Origin of the sequence: Streptosporangium sp. LJ11 (assembly GCF_051918945.1) — a bacterium.
Taxonomy (GTDB): Bacteria; Actinomycetota; Actinomycetes; order Streptosporangiales; family Streptosporangiaceae; genus Streptosporangium.
This window is the reverse complement of sequence record NZ_JBPXMB010000015.1, coordinates 191383-211907: the sequence shown is the minus strand read 5'-3', so window position 1 is coordinate 211907 and position 20525 is coordinate 191383. Positions and strand designations below refer to the sequence as shown.

Genomic DNA, 20525 nt, shown 5'->3' with positions numbered 1-20525 from the left:
CCGGCCGTTCCCGCGATCTCGTCAAGGCCGCCGGGACCGCCGCGGCCGTCCCGGCCGGGACGAGGACCGGGAGCGCCGAGGCCACCGAGGCCACCGGGACCGCCGAGGTCAGGGACGCCGTTCAGGGTCCACCTCACCGCCGGCGCCGCCCGCTTCACCGCCCACGTCGCCGGTCCGGCCGTCGACCCCGTTCGCCCGTGCCCACTCGCGGAGGGCGTCCGCGGCGGCCTCCTTGCCGAGGACACCCCGGTCGAGACGCATCTCCAGCAGGAACCTGTAGGCGCGGCCCACGACCGGGCCCGGCGGGACGCCGAGGAGCTCCTGGATCTCGTTGCCGTCGAGCTCGGGGCGGATCTTGCCGAGCTCCTCCTCCTCGGCCAGCCGGGCGATGCGCTCCTCCAGCTGGTCGTAGGTCTGCGACAGCGCCTGGGCCTTGCGCCGGTTGCGGGTGGTGCAGTCGGCGCGGGTCAGCTTGTGCAGGCGCTCCAGCAGGTGCCCGGCGTCGCGGACGTAGCGGCGCACGGCCGAGTCGGTCCACTCGCCCGTGCCGTACCCGTGGAAGCGCAGGTGCAGCTCCACCAGGCGGGAGACGTCGGCCACCACGTCCTTGGGGAACTTCAGCTCCGCCATGCGCTTCCTGGCGAGCTGGGCGCCGACCACCTCGTGATGGTGGAAGGAGACCCGGCCGCCGGGCTCGTGGCGGCGGGTCTTCGGCTTGCCCACGTCGTGCAGGAGCGCGGCCCAGCGCAGGATCCGGTCGGGACCGCTCTCCTCCAGGTCGATCGCCTGCTCCAGCACGATCAGCGAGTGCTCGTAGACGTCCTTGTGCCGGTGGTGCTCGTCGATCTCCAGACGGAGTTTGGGCACCTCGGGCAGCACGTGGTCGGCGAGCCCGGACTCGACGAGGAGCCGCAGGCCCTCGCGGGGGTGGTCGCCGCCGATGAGCTTGTCCAGCTCGTCGCGGATGCGCTCGGCGGAGACGATGTCGATCCTGTCGGCCATCGCGCCCATCGCGGCGAGCGCCGCCGGGTCGACGGCGAAGCCGAGCTGGCTGGCGAACCTGGCCGCGCGGAGCATCCGCAGCGGGTCGTCGCCGAAGGAGCGCTCGGGGGGGCCCGGGGTGCGCAGCACCTTGGCGTGCAGGTCGTCGAGGCCACCGTGCGGGTCGACGAACTCGCGGGACGGCAGACGCAGCGCCATCGCGTTGACCGCGAAGTCGCGCCGGGCCAGGTCACCCTCCAGCGTGTCGCCGTAGGCCACGTCGGGCTTGCGCGACTTGGGATCGTACGACTCGCTGCGGTAGGTGGTGATCTCCAGCAGCCACCCGCCCTTGCGGACGCCGACGGTGCCGAAGTCGATGCCGATCGTCCAGATGGAGTCGGCCCAGTCGCGGACGAGCTCCAGGACCGTCTCGGGCCTCGCGTCCGTGGTCAGGTCGAGATCGTTGCCGATCCTGCCCAGGAAGACGTCGCGTACGGAGCCGCCGACGAGGGCGATCTGGTATCCCCTGGCGGCGAAGAGCTCGCCGAGCTCGTCCGCCACGGGTGCGATCTTCCGGAACAGCTCGCTCATGCCGTGGCGCTGGCTCTGGGTCAGATTTGAAAGGGACAAGCCGGGTAGGTCCTTCGGTTACGGAACATGTTCCCCTGCGGGGATACACCTGAAGCGATCACCAGGTTACGGTCGGTCAGGGAACCTCGGGGACTGTGCGTCGAGGCAAGGAGCACACACATGAAGGATGCGCTCGCGATCCACCGCTGGCTCCTCGCACACCAGGTCCATCATGAGATCGTACGCCTTCCGCGCGCGATGACATGCTCGGACGAACTCCCCGAGGTGCTGTCGGCGAGTCCCGAGATCTGCGTGGGAGTCACGGTCCTCGAGGTCACGACGCGGATCGGCCGCGAACCCGTGGCGGTCGTCACCTCCGTCGGCTCCCCGCCGCGCCCCGGCGTGGTCGCAGGCATCCTGGAGGCCCGGCGGGTCCGGCAGGCCTCGGCCTTCACCGTCAACTCCGCCACCGACTACGCCTCGGGCCTGGTCTGCCCGCTGCTGCTGCCCGCCACGCTCACCGTGCTGGTGGACGAGCGGCTCACCCGTACCGTCACACCCGTTTACGTGCCCACCGGGGAGCGTCGTACGGCACTCCTGATCCGTGCCGACCATCTGCTCACACTGGTGTCAGGAAAGATCGTCGACCTGACCCGGCACGGCTCCCGCAGGGAGCCGGCGACCTTTCCTCTCGCCGGTTAGGCCATAGCATTACCGGCGTGCGCCGTACTCGACCCCTGGCCGGCACGTGATCCACAAGGCCGCGCTCCTCGCCCTGCTCGCCACCACGCTGCTCGTTCCCGCGGCCGTGGTCGTTCCGGGTACGGCGAACGCCCGGACGACCTCGGTGAGCCGGGCGGGCCTCCAGGTCGTGCTGGAGGCGATCGGCCCCGACGCCCCCCGTGACCCGACCACCGAGATCAAACTGTCCGGCTCCCTGGTCAACTCCGGCACCGAGACCCTGAACGGGTTGCGCATCCGGATGCACTACTCCCCCCAGCCGTTCGCCCGGCGCGCCGACCTGGAGGCCTACCAGGCGGGACAGACCCTCCCGAACTCGTGGTGCTGCGAGAGTTTCGTCCAGGCGCCGATCGCGCCCTCGGGCAAGCTGCCGTGGGAGTTCTCCTTCACGCCGCAGGAGCTGAAGTTCTCCGGCTTCGGCGTCTACCCGGTCATGGTCGAGGTGCTCAACGCCTTCGGGCAGCAGGGCACCCTGCGCACCACGGTGACCTACATGCCCAGGGAGACCAGGGTGGCCCGCACCCGGCTCGCCACGGTGCTGCCCATCGTCGACCAGCCGCGCCGGGCCGGTGACTCCACCTTCGTCGACGAGGGCCTGCCCGCGGCCATGGCCCCCGGCAAGCGGCTGGGCGACCTGCTCAAGATCGCCCAGGACACGTCGTCCGCCAAGGGGCTCACCTGGATCGTCGACCCCGCCCTGCTCGACGACGCGCGGGCCATGGGCGAGCCGCACGCGGTCAGGGTCAAGGACCGCACCCAGCAGCGCCCCGCGACCCCCGAGACCGCCCAGTGGCTGAACGACTTCCGCGAGGCCGTCGCCGACCACCCGGTGGTGGCGACCCCGTACGGCGACCCCGACGTGGCGGCCCTCGCCCACAACGGCGTCGACGACGCCACCGGGACCGGGATCGCCGCGGCCGGGATCGTCGCCAGGCAGACCCTCGGCCGCGACGTGATCACCAATGTGAACTGGCCGGTGGGCGGCCTGATCGACTACGACGGGCTGGACCTGCTGGCCACCGGCGGCGTCGGCACCGTGCTGCTGAACGTGTCGAACCTGCCGCCGGTGACGCCCCCGGTCACCACCCCCGACGCCTCGGCGACGCTGGAGAGCGTGAACGGCCCGGTCACCGCCCTGGTCGCCGACGCGGCGCTGAGCGAGACGGTCGGCGCCGACACCTCCGCCCCCGGCGCGGCGCTGGCGAACCGCCAGCGGTTCATCGCGGAGACGGCGATGATCAGTTCGGAGCCCGGCGCCCCGGCCAGGACGGTGATCGCCGTCCCGCACCGCCGCTGGGACCCCGATCCGGAGTACGTGACCGATCTGATCGAGACGGCCGCCACCCTGCCCTGGCTGGCGCCCGTCACGCTCGACACGGTCAAGCGCGCCAAGGGCGTCCCCCCGGTCCCGCGGGCCGGCCTGACCTACACCGACCAGGACCGGAAGCTGGAACTCCCCAAGCAGTACCTGACCGGCGTCAAGCGCGTCGGCGCCCGCGCCGACCTGACCGCCGCGATCACCACCGCCCAGGACCTCGACGTCTTCGACCTGGCGCTGCTGCGCCTGACCTCCTCGGCGTGGCGCGGCCGGACCGGCGCCGCGACGCCGTACGTCCAGCAGGTCGCCGAGGCGATCGACAGCCGGATCGCCATGGTCAACATCACCGGCAGCGAGCAGTCGCGGCTGCGCACCCTGGCCGGCAGCAACGGCGACGTGCCGATCAGCGTGCGCAACGAGCTGAGCGGCGAGGCCGGCGAGGTCGCGGTCGCGGTCCGGCTCAAGGTGACCTCCGACCAGCCCGACCTGCTCAAGATCGAGCCGTACGAGGACAGGCTGGAGATCCGCGGCGGCCAGAACCAGACCATCCGGATCCCGATGACCTCCAGGTCCAGCGGCCAGACGACCGTGACGGTCCAGCTCACCACCGAGGACGGCCGCAAGTACGGCAAGCCGATCGAGCTGACCGTGCGGACCACCGGCTACACCGGGGTCGCCCTGGTGATCGTGGGGGCGGCTCTCGTGGTGATGCTGGCGGCCGTCGTCCTGCGCGTCCTGCGCCGCAGGGGAGGCCGCCGTCCCGCGGCCGCCCCGCCGCCGGAGCGCGAGCGCGAGCCCGCCGGCACCGAATCGTGAGCGCCCGGCGCTCCGAGCACCTAGCGAAGGAAAGCGCATGAGCAGGGTCCTGCGCGCGAGCGCGATCATGGCGGCGGGGACGATGGTCTCCCGCGTCACCGGCTTCGTCCGGACGGCGGTGCTCGCGGCGGCCATCGGCACCTTCGCGCTGGGCGACGCCTACAACGTGGCCTACACGATCCCGCTCATCCTGTTCGACCTGCTCATCGGCGGGATCCTGAGCAGCGTCGTGGTTCCGATGATCGTCAGGCGGCAGCGGTCGGACCCCGACGGCGGCCGGGCCTACGAGCAGCGCCTGATGACCCTCGGGGTCGTCGCGCTGACGCTGATGGCGCTGGTCGCGGTGGCGCTGGCCAGGCCGCTGATCGGCCTCTACAGCGCCGACTGGGGCACGGAGAAGACCGAGGTCGCGGTCACCCTGGCTCGATACATCCTGCCGCAGATCGCCTTCTTCGGGATCGGCGCGATCGCGGGCGCGATCCTCAACACCCGTGACAGGTTCGCCGCGCCCATGTGGGCGCCGGTGCTGAACAACATCGTGATGATCGGCGTCGCGATCGTCTACTACGTGAAGCTGGGCGGGTCGGGCACCGACATCGACACCGTGACGGACGGCGACCTGCTGCTGCTCGGGCTCGGCACCACCGCCGGCATCGTGGCCCAGTGCGTGGTGCTGATCGTCGCGCTCCACCGGGTCGGCTTCCGTTTCCGGCCCCGGTTCGACCTGCGCAACGCCGGTCTCGGCGAGATGGGCCGGACCGCGTCCTGGACCTTCGCCTACGTCGGGATCAGCCAGCTGGGCTTCCTGATCACCACCAAGCTCGCCTCGGGCGCGGGCGAGCGCGCGCCCGGTGCCGGCAACTCGGCCTACGCCTACGCCTACCAGTTCTTCCAGCTCCCGTACGGGATCATCGCGGTCTCGGTGATCACCGCGATGCTGCCCAGGATGAGCCGGGGGGTGGCCGACGGGCAGCTCGACACGGTCCGCGAGGAGTTCGCCTCGGGGGTGCGGCTGGTGTCGGTGCTGCTGGTGCCCGCCGGGCTGCTGCTGATGGTGCTGGGCCCCGCGGTGACCGTGCTGATCTTCTCGTGGGGCAACATGACCGTCGACTCGGCGGTCCACATCGGCAACGTGCTGCAGGTCTTCGGGCTGGCGCTGGTGCCGTTCTCGATCTTCCAGCTGCTGCTGCGCGTCTTCTACTCCTTCGGCGACACCCGCACCCCGGCCTTCCTCGCCCTCGGCAACGTGGCGGTCAACGCCACGCTCAGCCTCACGGCCTACTACGCCCTGCCCCCCCGGTACATCGTGATGGGCCTGGCCTTCGCGTTCACCGTCGCCTACGTGGTCGGCGCGGCGGTCGCCTGGATCCTGGCGGCGCGCCGCGTGGGGGGCCTGGCGGGGCGCAGGGTGGCCGCCGGGCTGTCCCGGATGTACGTGGCCGCGCTCCCCTCGGCGGCGCTCGCGCTCGGCGTTCTGTGGCTCACGCAGGAGCTCACGGGGCTGGACGCGCTGAGCGCGGCCATCATGCTGGCGGTGGGCGGCGGACTCGGTATGGTTCTTTACTTGGCGATCGCCCACCGGATGCGCATCCCCGAGGTGAGTTCGATCGTTGGAATGGTGGCAGGACGGGTAGGCCGGTAACCCAAAGACTTGTCTCAAACGTCTGACAAGACGAACACGGGCGGAACCGGCGCGGGACTACCATGGTGCGACGCGTGTGGTGACATGCGGCTAATGGAAGCAGGAGGGCGTGGGCGGATCCACCCAGCATCGTGTGATGTGTCGTGATGTGCTGACCGGGCATGGTGCTGTCGTGTTCTCAGGTACGGGGTCCTCGTGAGTTCCCCCGCCGTCGAGCCCGGCACCAAGCTGGCCGAGCGTTTCCGGCTCGAGGACCGCGTCCACGAGTCGGGCGGCGCCACGCTGTGGAAGGCCATCGACGAGGTGCTCGCCAGGCCCGTCGCCGTCCACACCTTCGATCCCGACTTCCCCCGCCTGAACGAGGTCGTCACGGCGGCCAGGGTGGCCAGCCGGCTGACCGACCCCCGCCTCACCCAGGTCTTCGACGCGACCGAGGACGACGGCCACTCCTACGTCGTCAGCGAGTGGGTGAGCGGCGAGTCCTTCGGCGACATGATCGCGAACGGGCCGCTCGACCCCGAGCGGGCCGCCGCGATGGTCGCCGAGGCCGCGGAGGCGCTGGCCCACGCGCACGAGGCGAACCTCGCCCACCTCTGCCTCACCCCCGAGCACCTGGTGTGGACGGCGGGCAGCACCGTCAAGCTGCTCGGCCTGGGAGTCGACGCCGTCCTGGACGACGTGACGAGCGACGACCCCGCCCGCGAGGACGCCGAGGGCCTCGGCCGCCTGCTGTACGCCGGGCTGACCGGCCACTGGCCGGGCGACGAGCAGGACGGCGGCGGCCTGCCCGTCGCGCCCATGGGCGACGGGCACTTCTGTACGCCGCGCCAGGTCACCGCGGGTGTCCCCGGTTACCTGGACGCCATCGTCTGCCGGGCACTGCTGCCGGAGACCAGGCGCGGGCTCGAACCGCTGACCACGCCCGCCGAGGTCGCCGAGGCCCTGGCCTCGGTGTCGCGGCCCAGTCCCCTGCCGATGCCGACGCCGATGCCCATGACGGCGCTGCCGGTGGCGGCCTCCCGCTCCGAGGGCATCGACACCGCGGCGCCCCAGCGCCACACGCCCCCTCCCCAGCACCACCACCAGAACCAGCACCGCCCGATGCCCCGCCAGACGGGCGGCGGCATGGTCAACAAGGTCGCCATGACCGTCGTCGTGCTGCTGGTGATGGTGGCCGTCGGCCTGGGCGCCTGGACGCTCGGCCGCAGCATCGGCAACGCCGGCACTCCGGCGCCCGGCGAGGAGAGCACCACGCCCACGCCGACCGCGGCCGTCGGCACCCGGGAGGTGAAGCCCTCCTCGGTCACCGGCTTCGACCCGCTGGGCGACAACGAGGAGCGCGGCGAGCTGGCCGTCAACGCGACCGACGGCAAGGAGTCCACCGACTGGCACTCCGAGTCGTACGACTCCGCCGACTTCGGCCGGCTCAAGACGGGCGTGGGCCTCCTGCTGGACATGGGCCAGAGCGTCCCGGTCAAGCAGGTGACGGTGGAGTTCGGCGGCACCTCGGGAGGCACCGTGGAACTCAGGGTCGGCGACTCCCCCCAGCTCGACGACCTGTCCGTCCTGCAGAAGATCAACGGAGTCTCCGGCAAGAAGACGTTCACCGCGGAGAGCCCGAAGAAGGGTCGCTACGTGCTCGTCTGGTTCACCAAGATGCCCACTTACCAGGGGAAGTTCCGCGGCCAGGTGCTGGACATGAAGGTCCTCGCGACCAAGTGACACCGCTCCGATTTGATCTGTTTTACCCGGCTTCTTGCAGATCATCGGAGAATCCGTGGCACCATCTATCCCGTAGAGGTGTTCTCCCCGGATCGGTATAGCAGGACTCTCCTTGTGAATTCCCCACCCGAGACCCCGCCAGCGGCGGACGAGCAGACGGCGAAGGCCCCCGTGTCCGACGCCGACCTGCTCACCCGGCACATCGCCGGGGATCCGCATGCCTTCAGTGAAATAGTCAAGCGACATCGAGACCGCATGTGGGCGGTCGCCCTGCGCACGCTGGGCGATCCCGACGAGGCGGCCGACGCCGTTCAGGACGCCTTCGTCTCGGCCTATCGCAAGGCCGGGAGCTTCCGCGGCGAGGCGGCGGTGACCACGTGGCTGCATCGCATCGTGGTCAACGCCTGCCTCGACCGCATGCGCAGGAAATCGGTGCGCCCGGTGGCCGACGACGAGCTCGTCGAGGCCGCGGAGCGCGAGACCCCGGTGCTCGACCAGACGGCCGAGCGCGAGGTGTCCATGGAGGTCTCGGCGGCCCTGAAGCTGCTGCCCTCCGACCAGCGCGCCGCGCTGGTCCTCGTGGACATGATGGGCTACTCGGTCGAGGACGCGGCCCAGGTGCTGGAGGTGCCGAGCGGCACGGTGAAGAGCCGGTGTGCGCGCGGAAGGGCGAAACTCGCCCCGATTCTTTCCCATTTACGGAACCGATCAGACCTGTCTCGCGTCTCATCCGCGAAGGGAGCAGAACTTCGTGACGGGTGATACGCACTACGACCTGGAGATCTTGGCCGAACTGGCCGAGGGGCTCCTCGACGCCGCCACGGCCATGCGGGTACGCGAGCATCTCGCGATCTGCGATCCCTGTGGTGAGAGCCTCGCCGACCTCGCGGCAGTTCGTGAGGTGCTGGCGGCGACTCCTACACCGGCGATGCCGATGGGAGTCGCGCTGAGGATCGACCGCGCACTGGCCGCTGAGGCAGACAGCTTCCGTGGAGGTGGAGTGGGCCTGGTGGAAGCACCGGCCTGGGACGACATAATGCGTGACGCGCCGTGGGAGACGTCCTCTCCCGCAGAACCGGCGCCATGGGAGACGACCCCTCTGCGGGCCCCGCTCCCGCAGCAGGAGCCTGAGCTCGAGCCGGTGCGGCTGGGGGTCGTCGGCGACGACGGCACCGTGGTCCCGGCGGCCGCGGCCAGGCGTCGCGGCGCGAACCTGCGGCGCCGGTGGGCGATGCCCGCCGCGGCGGCGGGCGTGGCGGCGGCGGTGATCGGCGCGACCGCGCTGGCCACCGGGACGCTGACGGCGTCCGGCCCGGCCCCGGCGCCCATCGCTCAGTCCGCGCCGGCGGACACGATCCAGTACGCGCTGACCGACAGCAACTACAACTACACCGACGCCGAGCTTCGCGGCTCGCTGCTCGACTACATCGGTCCCGGGACCATCCTCGGGACGACCGAGAACTCGGGGATCGACAAGTGTGTCCGGCAGGTCTCGGCGCAGGTCGGCATCTCGCCCTTCGCCGTGGACCAGGGGTTCTACAACGGGCAGGAGGCCAACATCCTGCTCTTCTGGCAGGACCAGGCCAAGAACACGGTGCGCGTCCACGTCGTGGGCCCGCAGTGTGACGACGTGCGCAAGCCAGGCCTCGCACGCTGGAAGTGACCGGCGGTGCCGTCCCGGGTGACCTCGACAGGCCATCCGGGACGGCCGGCGGCGAAACACCCGGGATGACCGGTGACAAGAATCCCGAGGGACGACCGGTGACAGACCGGTGACAAGGATCCCGGGGTGATCCGCGGCGGGTGATCCGCTGCCAAAACCCTCGCTTCCACCGTGGGTGCCCGGCATGGATTCGTCCGTGCCGGGCTTTCGGGTTCCACCGGGGGATCCGTCACCGCGCCGGGCGGGAATCAGCGGCGCCTAGGATCTGTTGACGCCGGTGGCATCGACAGAGGGAGAGGCGCGAGCGCTGATGGACGTCCGGAATGTGATCATCATCGGGTCGGGACCCGCGGGTTACACGGCCGCGGTGTACTCCGCGCGTGCCGAGCTGAATCCGCTGGTCTTCGAGGGGTCGGTCACCGCCGGTGGCGCCCTGATGAACACCACCGAGGTGGAGAACTTCCCAGGCTTTCCCGGCGGCATCATGGGCCCGGACCTGATGGACGGGATGCGCAAGCAGGCCGAGCGGTTCGGTGCCGAGCTGGTCGCCGACGACGTGGTCGAGGTCGACCTGGCCGCCAACCCGAAGGTCGTCAAGACCGCCACCGACACCTACTACGCCACGTCCGTCATCCTGTCGATGGGCTCGGGCTACCGCGAGCTGGGCGTGCCCAACGAGAAGCGCCTGTCGGGCCACGGGGTGTCGTGGTGCGCCACCTGTGACGGGTTCTTCTTCCGCGGCCAGGACATCGTGGTCGTCGGCGGTGGGGACACCGCGATGGAGGAGGCGATCTTCCTGACCCGGTTCGCGGCCTCGGTGACGGTGGTGCATCGTCGTGACGAGCTGCGCGCCAGCAAGATCATGCAGGATCGGGCGTTCGCGAACGAGAAGATCCACTTCCTGTGGGACAGCGAGGTCGTCGACGTGCTCGGCGAGAACAAGGTGAGCGGGGTGCGGGTACGCAACCTCAAGACCGGCGCGGAGGCGGAGCTGGCGGCCACCGGGCTGTTCATCGCGATCGGCCACGATCCGCGCACCGAGCTGGTCAAGGGCCAGGTGGAGCTGGACGACGAGGGCTACATCAGGGTCGAGGCGCCCTCGACGCGCACGAACCTGGAGGGCGTCTTCGCCGCGGGTGACGTCGTCGACCACACCTACCGCCAGGCGATCACCGCCGCCGGCACCGGGTGCGCCGCCTCGCTCGACTCCGAGCGCTGGCTGGCCGAGCACCACGGCGCGTGACGACGGCGTGTGACGACAGGGTGCACGGCCGGGTGTGACGCCCCCGCGAGGCAGGCCTCGGGCGCGCGTCGCACCCCCGCCGGACGGCACCGTGCGCACACCGGTCACCCATGAGCAACGTCATCAGGAACACGTCCTCGGACAAGAGGGAGAGCAGGAACCTTGGGCACCATCAAGCACGTGACCGACGCCAGCTTCGACGCCGACGTCCTCAAGAGCGACAAGCCCGTGATCGTCGACTTCTGGGCCGAATGGTGCGGCCCGTGCCGCCAGGTCGCGCCGATCCTGGAGGAGATCGCCGGTGAGCAGGCCGACAAGCTCACCGTCGTCAAGCTGAACGTCGACGAGAATCCGACAATGGCGACAAACTACGGCGTACTCCAGATTCCCACTCTGAACGTCTATAAGAACGGAGAGGTTGTGAAGCAGATCATCGGCGCCAAGCCGAAGGCCATGCTGCTTCGCGAGCTCGAGGGCATCATCTAGGCCCCCTGCGGGTCGGCCGCCCCCCACGGCGTCCGCCCGTATCACCCGCTTCCGAGCGGCACACCCACCCACTGAAAGCCCCCCGCCCCACCGCGGGGGGCTTTCACATGCACCGGGTACCCGTACAGGGCACACGCCCAGGGCTGCCGGCACGCGCCGGGGGGGCTCGCGAGACTCCCGGAGGGGTGCTTACGGACCCCGGAGGGCGCGTTCGTCCCCCACAGCGTGCCGTACGGGCTCCAGATGGTCTCAGACGGGCCGCAGGGCCCTCTCGGGACTCATCGACCCGAGCAGCCTCTCCAGTGCCACCTCGACGTCCTCACGCCACGAGACGGCGTTCTTGAGCTCCAGGCGGAGGCGGGGGAAACGCAGGTGCGGGCGGACCGTCTTGAACCCCACGGAGAGCAGGTAGTCGGCGGGCATCAGGCACGCGCCCGGCTGCTCCCACTTCAGGTCGCCGAACGCCTCGATCGCCCGCACCCCGCGCCGGGTCAGGTCCTTGGCCACGCCCTGGACCAGCATCCGGCCCAGGCCGCCCCCGGAGAACTCCGGGATGATGTGCGCGGTCATCAGCAGCACCGCGTCCGCGCTGACCGGAGAGGTCGGGAAGGCCACCGAGCGCGGCACGTAGTGGGGCGGCGCGTAGAGCACGAAGCCGGCCGCCACCCCGTCCACATAGACGATCTTTCCGCAGCTTCCCCACTCCAGCAGGGTGGAGGAGATCCAGGCCTCCTTCTCCAGTCCCGGATCACCGACCTTCACGGCCCGGTCCGCGTTGACGGGATCGAGCTCCCAGAAGACGCACCGGCGGCAGCGGCGCGGCAGGTCGTCGAGATTGTCGAGGGTGACGTTTGCCAGCCGACGCGACACCTGTTGGCCCCAATCCTGGCGAGACGAGTGCAAGCCATGGCGAAAAACGCGCGAAAACGGCGTCTCCAGCTGGCATCGTAGCCCAGTGCGGGTCCTGGTTTCAGGAGGTCCCGTCCCCACACGCAGACGACTGCAGCCCCTGACGTAACCTGGTTTCTCTAGTATGAGCGCTTTGCGCTCCACACTACCTAGGAGGTGGACCGTGCCCCAGGACAACGAACACGGTCAGACCATCGCCCCCACCCAAGGGTCGCGCATCGACGCCTATGTCGACCGTTACGCGGCACGGGCAACCGGGATGGTCGCCTCCGAGGTGCGAGCTCTCTTCTCCGTCGCGTCGAGGCCCGAGGTGGTCTCGCTCGCCGGCGGCATGCCGTACGTCACCGCCCTCCCCCTGGACGTGGTGGGGGAGCTGGTCGCCGACCTGATCGCCAAGCGCGGCCCGGTCGCGCTCCAGTACGGCTCGGGGCAGGGCGACCCGCACCTGCGCGAGCAGATCTGCGACGTCATGCGGATGGAGGGCATCGAGGCCAACCCCGACGACGTCGTCGTGACCGTCGGCTCCCAGCAGGCCCTCGACCTGATCACCCGGATCTTCATCGACCCGGGTGACGTCGTGCTCGCCGAGGGCCCCTCCTACGTCGGAGCCCTGGGCACGTTCTCCGCCTACCAGGCCAAGGTCATCCACATCGCGATGGACAGCGAGGGGATCATCCCCGAGTCGCTGGCCCAGACCATCTACGCCCTGAAGAGCGCGGGCAACCGGATCAAGTTCCTCTACACGATCCCCACCTTCCAGAACCCCGCGGGCGTGACGCTCAGCGTCGCCCGCAGGCAGCAGGTCCTGGAGATCTGCCAGCGGGCCGACGTGCTGATCGTCGAGGACAACCCGTACGGCATGCTCGGCTTCGACGGTGACCCCATGCGGACGCTGCGCGCCGACAACGCCGACGGAATCGTCTACCTCGGCTCGTTCTCCAAGACCCTGGCCCCCGGTTTCCGGGTCGGCTGGGCCCTCGCCCCGCACGCCATCCGCGAGAAACTGGTGCTGGCGATGGAGTCCGCGGTGCTGTCGCACTCCTCCTTCACGCAGCTGGCCGTCGGCCAGTATCTCGCCACCCAGCCCTGGCGCGAGCAGATCAAGTCGTTCAGGGAGCTCTACCGCGAGCGCCGCGACACCATGCTCTCCTCGCTCGAGGCCCTGATGCCCGACGGCGTCACCTGGACCCGCCCCGGTGGCGGGTTCTTCGTTTGGGCCACCCTCCCCGAGGGGCTCGACTCCAAGGCGCTCCTGCCCCGCGCGGTCGCCGAGCGGGTGGCCTTCGTACCGGGCACCGGCTTCTTCGCCGACGGCGGCGGCGCGCGGCACATGCGGCTCTCCTACTGCTACCCCGAGCCCGAGCGCATCCGCGAGGGCGTCCGCCGCCTGGCCGGGGTGATCGGGCAGGAGCTCCGCGTCCGCGACACCTTCGGGACCGGCTCGCCCACCGAGCGCGCCGGGATCGACACTCCGGGACCCGACCTCGCGTGACCCCGCCACACCCCGCCGTCCGGTAGGTGCTCCGTGCCACGGGGCGCCTCCGGCATGAGCTCCTCCCCGCCGGTACCGTACGGTGACTTCCTGCGCCGGTGCGCGGTGATCGATCCGGTTCGCCGGGACAGCCGGACCGCGCGTGACGAGAGCGACAGGACAGGCTCGGAGCGGGCCTTGACGAGAGGTATGTCGGATGAGTGACCTGGGCCATGTGCTCGTCCTGGCGGGCGGGCTCTCCTACGAGCGGGAGGTCTCGCTGCGTTCCGGCCGCCGGGTGAGCGAGGTGCTGCGCGGCGCGGGCGTCTCCGTGGAGACCCGCGACACCGACGCGTCGCTGGTCCCCGCCGTGCTCGCGGACCCGCCGGACGCGGTCTTCGTCACCCTGCACGGCGGGGCGGGCGAGGACGGCGCCATCCGCTCGGTCCTCGAACTCCTCTCCGTCCCGTACGTCGGCGCCGGCCCCGACGCCTGCCGGGTCGCCTACGACAAGCCCACCGCCAAGACCGTCGTCCGCTCCGTCGGGCTGCGCACCCCCGAGTCGGTGACGCTGCCCAAGGAGACCTTCCACGACCTCGGCGCCTCCGCGGTGCTGGCCCGCATCGTGGACCGCCTCGGCCTTCCCCTGTTCGTCAAGCCGTCCCGCGGCGGCTCGGCGCTCGGCGCGTCGATCGTCCGCAGCGCCGAGGAGTTCCCCGCCGCCATGGTCGGCTGCTTCGCCTACGGCGACACCGCGCTGATCGAGCGCTGCATCCAGGGGGTCGAGGTCGCCGTCTCCGTGGTCGACCTCGGGAGCGGGCCGGTGGCACTGCCCCCCGTGGAGATCGTCGCCAACGAGGGCGTGTACGACTACGCGGCCCGCTACACCGCCGGACACACCGAGTTCTTCGCCCCGGCACGCCTGTCGCCCGAGGCGTCGGACGCCTGCGCCGAGATGGCCGTGACCGCGCACACCGCCCTCGGCCTCAGGGACATCTCCCGTACCGACCTGATCGTCGACGCGGACGGCCTGCCCTACTTCCTCGAGGTGAACGTCGCCCCGGGCATGACCGAGACGTCCCTTCTCCCCATGGCGGCCGAGGCCGCAGGGGAGGACCTCGGCACCCTCTGCCGCGTTCTCCTGGAACAGGCCGCCGCCCGCGGCGCCTGACCTCTCGCCCGGCTCCCCCGCGTGAACCACACCGCGGGCGCGGGCCGGGCCGGCATGGTGCCGGGCCGGCGGGCCGGCTCGGCGGGACTGGTAGGCGGACGGACCCGGCGGGCCTGGTCGGCGGGCGGGCCGGGCCTCCCCCTACGCTGGCCGTGTGCTGACCTCCACCCCATTCCCCAAGAGCTTCGCCAGTGACAACCACGCGGGCGTGCATCCTGCGGTTATCACCGCCATCCTCGAAGCGAACACCGGAGACGCCCTCGCCTACGGCGGGGACGCCTGGACCACCGCGATGGAGGACGCCTTCCGCGCCGAGTTCGGCGCACGCGCGACCGCCTACCCGATGTTCAACGGCACCGGCGCCAACGTGGTGGGCCTCGGACTCGTGCTGCGGGCGTACGACGCGGTGCTCTGCCCGGCCACCGCCCACATCAGCACCAGCGAGTGCGGTGCCGCGGAACGCGTGCTGGGCGCCAAGCTGGTCACCCTTCCCACCGAAGACGGCAAGATCTCCGTGGATGACGTCCGCGGCCAGCTGTCCGTGCTGGGGGACGAGCACCACTCCCAGCCCAGGGTCATCTCCATCTCCCAGGTGACCGAGTGCGGCACCTGCTACACCGCCGACGAGATCGCCGAACTCGCGGAGTTCGCGCACGCGCACGGCCTCTTCCTGCACATGGACGGCGCCCGGCTGGCCAACGCGGCGGCCGAACTCGGCTGCTCACTCCGCTCCCTCACCACGGACGCGGGGGTGGACCTGCTCAGCTTCGGGGGCACCAAGAACGGCGCCATGGGTGCCGAGGCGCTCGTGGTCCTCCGCCCGGAGCTGGACTCCCCGGCGCTGTTCCTACGCAAGCAGGGGATGCAGCTCGCTTCCAAGATGCGCTTCGTCTCCGCTCAGCTGACCGCCCTCCTCGCCGACGACCTCTGGCGCGAGAACGCCGCCCACGCCAACGCCATGGCCCACCGCCTGGCCGACGGCGTCGCAGACCTCCCGGGCGTCTCCCTGCGCTATCCCGTGCAGTCCAACGCCGTCTTCCCGGCCCTCCCCGAGAAGGCCATCGCGGAACTGCAGCAGCGCTATCTCTTCCATGTCTGGGACGCGGCCGAGAACGTGGTCCGCTGGGTGACCGCCTTCGACACCACCCCCGAGCACGTCGACGCCTTCGTCGCCGACATCCGTCTCGCCGTCCAGGAGAACCTCGGCTCCTGAACGACGTCTGTTTCACGTGAAACGGCCTGGCTCCAGAGACGGTGACGTTTCACGTGAAACACCGGCCGCTGTCTCCGGGCCGCCTCCTTCTCCCGTACGTCAAGATCTCGCCCGTTCTTCATGGGCGAGGGCTTCGCCCCCGCTCCGCCGGTCCACCTTGCCGAGGTCCGGCTCGCGCATCCCACCGCTTCATGTTTCACGTGAAACGACGCCGCCTCCACGATGACCGGCAGCGGGACCACCCGACGAGGCGGCCGTGAGATGCGGTCGACCGCCAGCCACACGAAAGCCCCCGCCGGGATGCGGCACTCCACGCGCGACGGTCTCGTCGAAGCGGGCTCTACGCCCCTGGAACCGCGCATGCGTGCGTGTTGAACGCATCTTGAGGGGCAGGGGCCCAGTCGATCATCGCAACGCCGTGCGGCGAGCACAGGGCGATGAACGGAGAAGAAGGAAGTCCCGGGCGCCTGGATGCGGGAAGGGCACGGATGGCAGGGAAAGCGGGAGCGTGGGAAGGCCGAGCGCGGGAAAGGGCTGCGCATGGGAGGGAAGCAGCCGAGGGAAGGCGGACCGGCGGAGCGGGGGGCGGAGAGTCGGTCGAACCAGCTGAACCAGAGGGGGAGCCGGGGAGAACGACCGAGCACGCGGGAGCGACCGGTACACGCGAGCCGGGGAGAACGCGAACGGCCTCCCTGTTTCACGTGAAACAGGGAGGCCGTTCGTCGTCGGGGAACCGTCCGGGAAGGTCGGCCGCCGGGGGTCATCCCGGAAGGCAGCCATCCCGGAAGGGGCCTCGGGAGAGATTCACCGCCCCGGCGAGTGCGCCACGGACTCGCCTTCCCGGGCTTCCGGAGCCGGTTCGATCATCCTTCCATCGCCTGCAGCGAGCCCGGAGCCATCGTGCCGATGATGCGCTCCAGGTCGTCGATGGTCGCGAACTCCACCACGATGCGCCCCTTGCGACGACCGAAGTCGACCTTCACCCGGGTCTCGAAGCGGTCGGAGAGACGGTCGGCCAGATGCCGGAGGGCGGGCTCCTCTTCGGGTTTCGCCCGGGGAGCACGCGGAGCCGGTGCCGGGGCCGCCTTGGCGTCGCCCACGGCGACGATCTCCTCGACCGCACGGACCGAGAGCAGCTCGGCCACGATCCGGCGGGCGAGATGCTCCTGGGCCGCGGGATCGTCCAGCCGGAGCAGGGCTCGGGCGTGGCCCGCGCTGATCGTCCCGGCCGCGACGCTGAGCTGCACCCCGGGTGGCAGCTTCAGCAGGCGCAGCGTGTTGGTCACGTGCGAGCGGGAACGGCCGATCCGTGAGGCGAGCTGCTCGTGGGTCGCGCCGAAGTCGTCGAGCAACTGCTGGTAGGCCGCCGCCTCCTCCAGGGCGTTGAGCTGTTCGCGCTGGAGGTTCTCGATGAGCGCGTCGAGCAGGAGCTTGTCCTCCTGGGTGTTCCGCACGATCGCGGGGATCTCGGAGAGCCCGGCGAGCTTGGAGGCGCGCCAGCGGCGCTCGCCCATGACCAGCTCGTAGCGCCCCTCCCCTGTGGCCCGTACCACGACCGGCTGGAGCAGGCCGACCTCGCTGATCGAGGCGGCCAGATCCTGGAGGGCCTCCTCGTCGAAGACATCGCGGGGCTGGCGCGGGTTGGGCGCGATGTCGTCGACGGGGATCTCGAGGAAGTAGGCTCCCACGACCGGCTTGGGGCCCGGCTGCTCCGGCACCACCGGCTCGGGGGCGACCATGGTCACGGTCATCGACACGGGCGTCTCCGCGACGGCGGCCGGCCCCGTGGGGATGAGCGCCCCCAGTCCCCTGCCCAGCCCTCTCGGCTGCTTACTCACTGCCCCTCCCGAGACTCAAGGTGTCGCACTCCCTGACATACCCGTGGCCGCGGCCACGGGGCTCGCGGTGCTCATACGGCCGCACCGCGGTAAGCGATCTCGCGGGCGGCGTCCATGTAGGCCATCGCGCCACTGGAGCCCGGATCGTACGTCATGACCGACTGACCGTAGCTCGGAGCCTCGGAGACACGCACGCTTCGGGGGATCAGCGTGCTCAACACCGTCGCGCCGAAGTGGGAGCGAACCTCGTCGGCGACCTGGGAGGCGAGGCGGGTGCGCCCGTCGTACATCGTCATGAGGATGGTGGAGAGGTCGAGCGTGGGGTTCAGGTGGGCGCGGACCAGATCCACGTTCCTCAGCAGCTGGCCGAGGCCTTCCAGCGCGTAGTACTCGCACTGGATGGGGATCAGCAGCTCGTTCGCGGCCATCAGCGCGTTGACCGTCAGCAGGCCGAGCGAGGGAGGGCAGTCGATGAGGATGTAGTCGAACTCGACGGCGTCGTACGCGGCCAGCGCGCGCTGCAGGCGGGCCTCGCGGGCGACCATGGAGACCAGCTCGATCTCGGCACCGGCCAGGTCGATCGTGGCGGGAGCGCAGTAGAGGCCCGGCATGTCCGGGACCTCCTTCACGACCTCCGCGAGCGGCAGGTCCTCCACGAGCACCTTGTACATGTCCGGTACGTCACCGCGGTGCTCGACGGCCAGGGCCGTCGAGGCGTTTCCCTGGGGGTCGAGGTCGACCACGAGCACCCGCTGGCCGTGCATGGACAGCGCCGCCGCCAGGTTGACCGACGTGGTGGACGGTGAAGATCCGGGTCTTGGAAGGGCGGGGCCAGTCACCGTCCCGGACCCCGGTGGAACCTCCGGGGGCGGCGGCGGACTTCTGGGCCGATGTTTCACGTGAAACCACTGAGCTGAGTGCCTCTCGTACCAGCGGCGAGTCGCCGGGATTAAGGGGGGTCTGGGTCACGGTCGTCTTCCTTTCAACCGGCCTGACTACGGCACCGGGTGCCGCTGCCGGCCAGCCCAGACCGGAAAGGCGTCCATGGGGCAAAACGGCGGGAACCTCGGGCCAGCCGAGACCGCTCCTCGCGCTGGCGATCGCACTCGAACGGTCGTTCACTGGCCTCGTACTCGCTTTGCTCGATTTACCTGGTGACCTCGCGCTTACCTGCCTCGCGAGGCACGATCCTTCCGGCGGGAGGCCTTCCGTGCTCCTTCGGGAGCCCGACCGGCGACCACTCGGATGAGAGTTGCGGGCGGCTCGACCTTACCGTGCCCGACCGATGTAAGCTCGGCGGTTTGCACCCCACTCGCCCGCAATTGCGGCTCGGCGTCCGCCAACTCCTCGGCGGCACGCTCGCCCTTCATGGCCAGCAGCTCACCCCCCTCGCGCAGCAGGGGCAGCGCCCATTTCAGCAGGCGATCGAGCGGCGCCACCGCGCGGGCGGAGGCGACGTCGAACTCCCGCCTGCCCGCGAACTCCTCGGCCCGGCCGCGCAGTACCTCGACGTTGTCGAGTTTCAACGACTCCACGCACTCCTCCAGGAAGACCGTCCGGCGAAGGAGCGGCTCCAGGAGGGTGACGGTGATGTCGGGCCGTACGATCGCCAGGACCAGGCCCGGCAGGCCGGCACCGGAACCGATGTCGACCAGGCGCACGTCGGCGGGCACGGCCTCGGCGATCACCGCGCAGTTGAGCAGGTGGCGGTCCCAGATGCGCGGCACCTCCCGCGGGCCGAGCAGCCCGCGCACCACCCCGGGACCGGCCAGCAGCTCCGCGAAGGCCTCCGCTCTGGCCCAGGCGTCGCCGGCGAACACCTCGCGCGCGACCTCGGGCGGTTCGGGGATCTGGTCACTCACTCGATGCTCACTCTTCCCTCGGAGATATCGGGGTCAGGCCGATCTCAAGGCTAACGGCCCGCTTCGGCGCCGTCGTACAGCACGGGGTGGCGACGCCGCAGCCGGCACGCGGGACACGATGCCGTGCGACGCGTGCGGACGGTATCGGACGGATCATGTGGTGAGAGTCACGGCCTTCCCGGCGCCGCAAAGCAGGATCCCGGGACACGGCGGGCAGAGGTCTCCGGGACGCGACGGCCGTACGGCGTCGGCAACGAAGCGAGCTACGAAAAGGCCTCACAAAGCGGGCCACGAGAGCGGTCCACGAAAAAGGCCGCCGTCCCCGGGGAACCGGGGGCGGCGGCCTCTGCCGGCCCACGCCATCACCAAGCGGCGCTAAACGGGAAGCACCACCACGAAACGGCGGGGTTCCTCGCCCTCGGACTCGCTCCGCAGGCCCGCCGCCGCGACGGCGTCATGCACGATCTTCCGCTCGAACGGGGTCATCGGCTGCAGCGACTTGGGCTCGCCGTTCCGTTTGACGTCCGCCGCGATTTTGGTGCCGAGTTCGCTCAGCTCGCTCCGGCGGCGGTCGCGGTAGCCGCCGATGTCGAGCATCAGGCGCGAGCGCTCACCCGTCTGGCGGTGGACCGCGAGGCGGGTCAGCTCCTGGATGGCCTCCAGCACCTCGCCGTTGGGGCCGACCAGGTCGCCGCCCTTGATGTCGACGACCGACACCACGGCGCGATCGCCTTCGACATCCATGTCGATGTCACCGTCGATGTCGGCGATGTCGAGCAGACCCTCGACGTAGTCCGCCGCGATCTCGCCTTCCTGCTCCAGGGCGGCGAGATCGGGAGCCGTCTTCGCGGGCTCCTTCTCGGCCTCGGCCTCGGTCAC

17 protein-coding genes are annotated in these 20525 nt (G+C 70.5%); 11 read left to right on the top strand and 6 right to left on the bottom strand.

What is annotated here, in order from left to right; genetic code table 11:
* Positions 1 to 108: 108 nt before the first annotated feature.
* Entirely contained in the window at positions 109 to 1572 is a 1464-nt protein-coding gene (locus ACTOQ3_RS23105; protein WP_440085456.1) for a CCA tRNA nucleotidyltransferase, read from the bottom strand.
* Between the two features lie 159 nt (positions 1573 to 1731).
* Between ACTOQ3_RS23105 and ACTOQ3_RS23100 the strand changes: the two genes are divergently transcribed.
* From ACTOQ3_RS23100 to trxA, 8 genes are all read left to right on the top strand, one after another.
* Positions 1732 to 2253, top strand: coding sequence for an aminoacyl-tRNA deacylase (locus tag ACTOQ3_RS23100; protein WP_362688175.1), 522 nt, complete (start codon positions 1732 to 1734; stop codon positions 2251 to 2253).
* Positions 2254 to 2299: 46 nt separating this feature from the next.
* On the top strand, positions 2300 to 4426 hold the full coding sequence (locus ACTOQ3_RS23095) for a DUF6049 family protein (RefSeq protein ID WP_440085425.1): 2127 nt from the start codon (positions 2300 to 2302) through the stop codon (positions 4424 to 4426).
* Positions 4427 to 4463: 37 nt separating this feature from the next.
* Positions 4464 to 6068, top strand: coding sequence for a murein biosynthesis integral membrane protein MurJ (murJ, locus tag ACTOQ3_RS23090; RefSeq protein WP_440085424.1), 1605 nt, complete (start codon positions 4464 to 4466; stop codon positions 6066 to 6068).
* Positions 6069 to 6263: 195 nt separating this feature from the next.
* Positions 6264 to 7790, top strand: coding sequence for a protein kinase family protein (locus ACTOQ3_RS23085; protein ID WP_440085423.1), 1527 nt, complete (start codon positions 6264 to 6266; stop codon positions 7788 to 7790).
* Positions 7791 to 7904: 114 nt separating this feature from the next.
* Entirely contained in the window at positions 7905 to 8552 is a 648-nt protein-coding gene (sigM, locus tag ACTOQ3_RS23080) for an RNA polymerase sigma factor SigM (RefSeq protein WP_329088091.1), read from the top strand.
* Positions 8542 to 9453, top strand: coding sequence for a zf-HC2 domain-containing protein (locus ACTOQ3_RS23075; RefSeq protein WP_440085422.1), 912 nt, complete (start codon positions 8542 to 8544; stop codon positions 9451 to 9453). The genes sigM and ACTOQ3_RS23075 overlap by 11 nt, the downstream gene beginning before the upstream one ends.
* Before the next feature lie 307 nt (positions 9454 to 9760).
* Positions 9761 to 10696 (top strand): thioredoxin-disulfide reductase, encoded by a 936-nt coding sequence (gene trxB, locus ACTOQ3_RS23070; protein WP_440085455.1) that lies wholly within the window; start codon positions 9761 to 9763, stop codon positions 10694 to 10696.
* 162 nt (positions 10697 to 10858) lie between these two features.
* Complete coding sequence (gene trxA / locus ACTOQ3_RS23065) at positions 10859 to 11182, top strand: thioredoxin (RefSeq protein WP_440085421.1); 324 nt, start codon at positions 10859 to 10861, stop codon at positions 11180 to 11182.
* A 249-nt stretch (positions 11183 to 11431) separates the two neighbouring features.
* Here trxA and ACTOQ3_RS23060 read toward each other — a convergent pair whose 3' ends face one another.
* The gene (locus ACTOQ3_RS23060; RefSeq protein ID WP_440085420.1) at positions 11432 to 12052 is read right to left on the bottom strand and encodes a GNAT family N-acetyltransferase; all 621 of its coding nucleotides are present in this window, start codon (positions 12050 to 12052) and stop codon (positions 11432 to 11434) included.
* Between the two features lie 298 nt (positions 12053 to 12350).
* On the opposite strand from ACTOQ3_RS23060, the gene ACTOQ3_RS23055 reads away from it, so the two are divergent.
* The 3 genes from ACTOQ3_RS23055 (at position 12351) to ACTOQ3_RS23045 (ending at position 15946) form a co-directional block, all read left to right on the top strand.
* Entirely contained in the window at positions 12351 to 13583 is a 1233-nt protein-coding gene (locus ACTOQ3_RS23055; RefSeq protein ID WP_440070719.1) for a PLP-dependent aminotransferase family protein, read from the top strand.
* Positions 13584 to 13779: 196 nt separating this feature from the next.
* A complete protein-coding gene (locus tag ACTOQ3_RS23050; RefSeq protein ID WP_440085419.1) occupies positions 13780 to 14733 on the top strand; it encodes a D-alanine--D-alanine ligase family protein in 954 nt (317 codons plus the stop codon).
* 154 nt (positions 14734 to 14887) lie between these two features.
* Complete coding sequence (locus ACTOQ3_RS23045; protein WP_440085418.1) at positions 14888 to 15946, top strand: threonine aldolase family protein; 1059 nt, start codon at positions 14888 to 14890, stop codon at positions 15944 to 15946.
* Positions 15947 to 16809: 863 nt separating this feature from the next.
* Here ACTOQ3_RS23045 and ACTOQ3_RS23040 read toward each other — a convergent pair.
* The 4 genes from ACTOQ3_RS23040 to ACTOQ3_RS23025 all read right to left on the bottom strand — a co-directional run bounded on the left by ACTOQ3_RS23040 (position 16810) and on the right by ACTOQ3_RS23025 (position 20525).
* Positions 16810 to 17784: a ParB/RepB/Spo0J family partition protein gene (locus tag ACTOQ3_RS23040; RefSeq protein ID WP_440085417.1), complete on the bottom strand. Its 975-nt coding sequence runs from the start codon at positions 17782 to 17784 to the stop codon at positions 16810 to 16812.
* Between the two features lie 71 nt (positions 17785 to 17855).
* Entirely contained in the window at positions 17856 to 18623 is a 768-nt protein-coding gene (locus ACTOQ3_RS23035) for a ParA family protein (protein ID WP_440085416.1), read from the bottom strand.
* A 327-nt stretch (positions 18624 to 18950) separates the two neighbouring features.
* Positions 18951 to 19646 carry a 16S rRNA (guanine(527)-N(7))-methyltransferase RsmG gene (gene rsmG, locus ACTOQ3_RS23030; RefSeq protein WP_440085415.1) on the bottom strand — a complete coding sequence of 232 codons (696 nt, stop codon included), beginning with the start codon at positions 19644 to 19646 and terminating at the stop codon, positions 18951 to 18953.
* A 375-nt stretch (positions 19647 to 20021) separates the two neighbouring features.
* Positions 20022 to 20525 carry a Jag family protein gene (locus ACTOQ3_RS23025; RefSeq protein WP_344744242.1) on the bottom strand — a complete coding sequence of 168 codons (504 nt, stop codon included), beginning with the start codon at positions 20523 to 20525 and terminating at the stop codon, positions 20022 to 20024.

Coding starts and splice junctions, on each gene's coding strand:
- murJ (WP_440085424.1), top strand. CDS start 4,464: ATGAGCAGGGTCCTGCGCGCGAGCGCGATCATGGCGGCGGGGACGATG.
- ACTOQ3_RS23105 (WP_440085456.1), bottom strand. CDS start 1,572: ATGAGCGAGCTGTTCCGGAAGATCGCACCCGTGGCGGACGAGCTCGGC.
- ACTOQ3_RS23100 (WP_362688175.1), top strand. CDS start 1,732: ATGAAGGATGCGCTCGCGATCCACCGCTGGCTCCTCGCACACCAGGTC.
- ACTOQ3_RS23055 (WP_440070719.1), top strand. CDS start 12,351: ATGGTCGCCTCCGAGGTGCGAGCTCTCTTCTCCGTCGCGTCGAGGCCC.
- ACTOQ3_RS23050 (WP_440085419.1), top strand. CDS start 13,780: ATGAGTGACCTGGGCCATGTGCTCGTCCTGGCGGGCGGGCTCTCCTAC.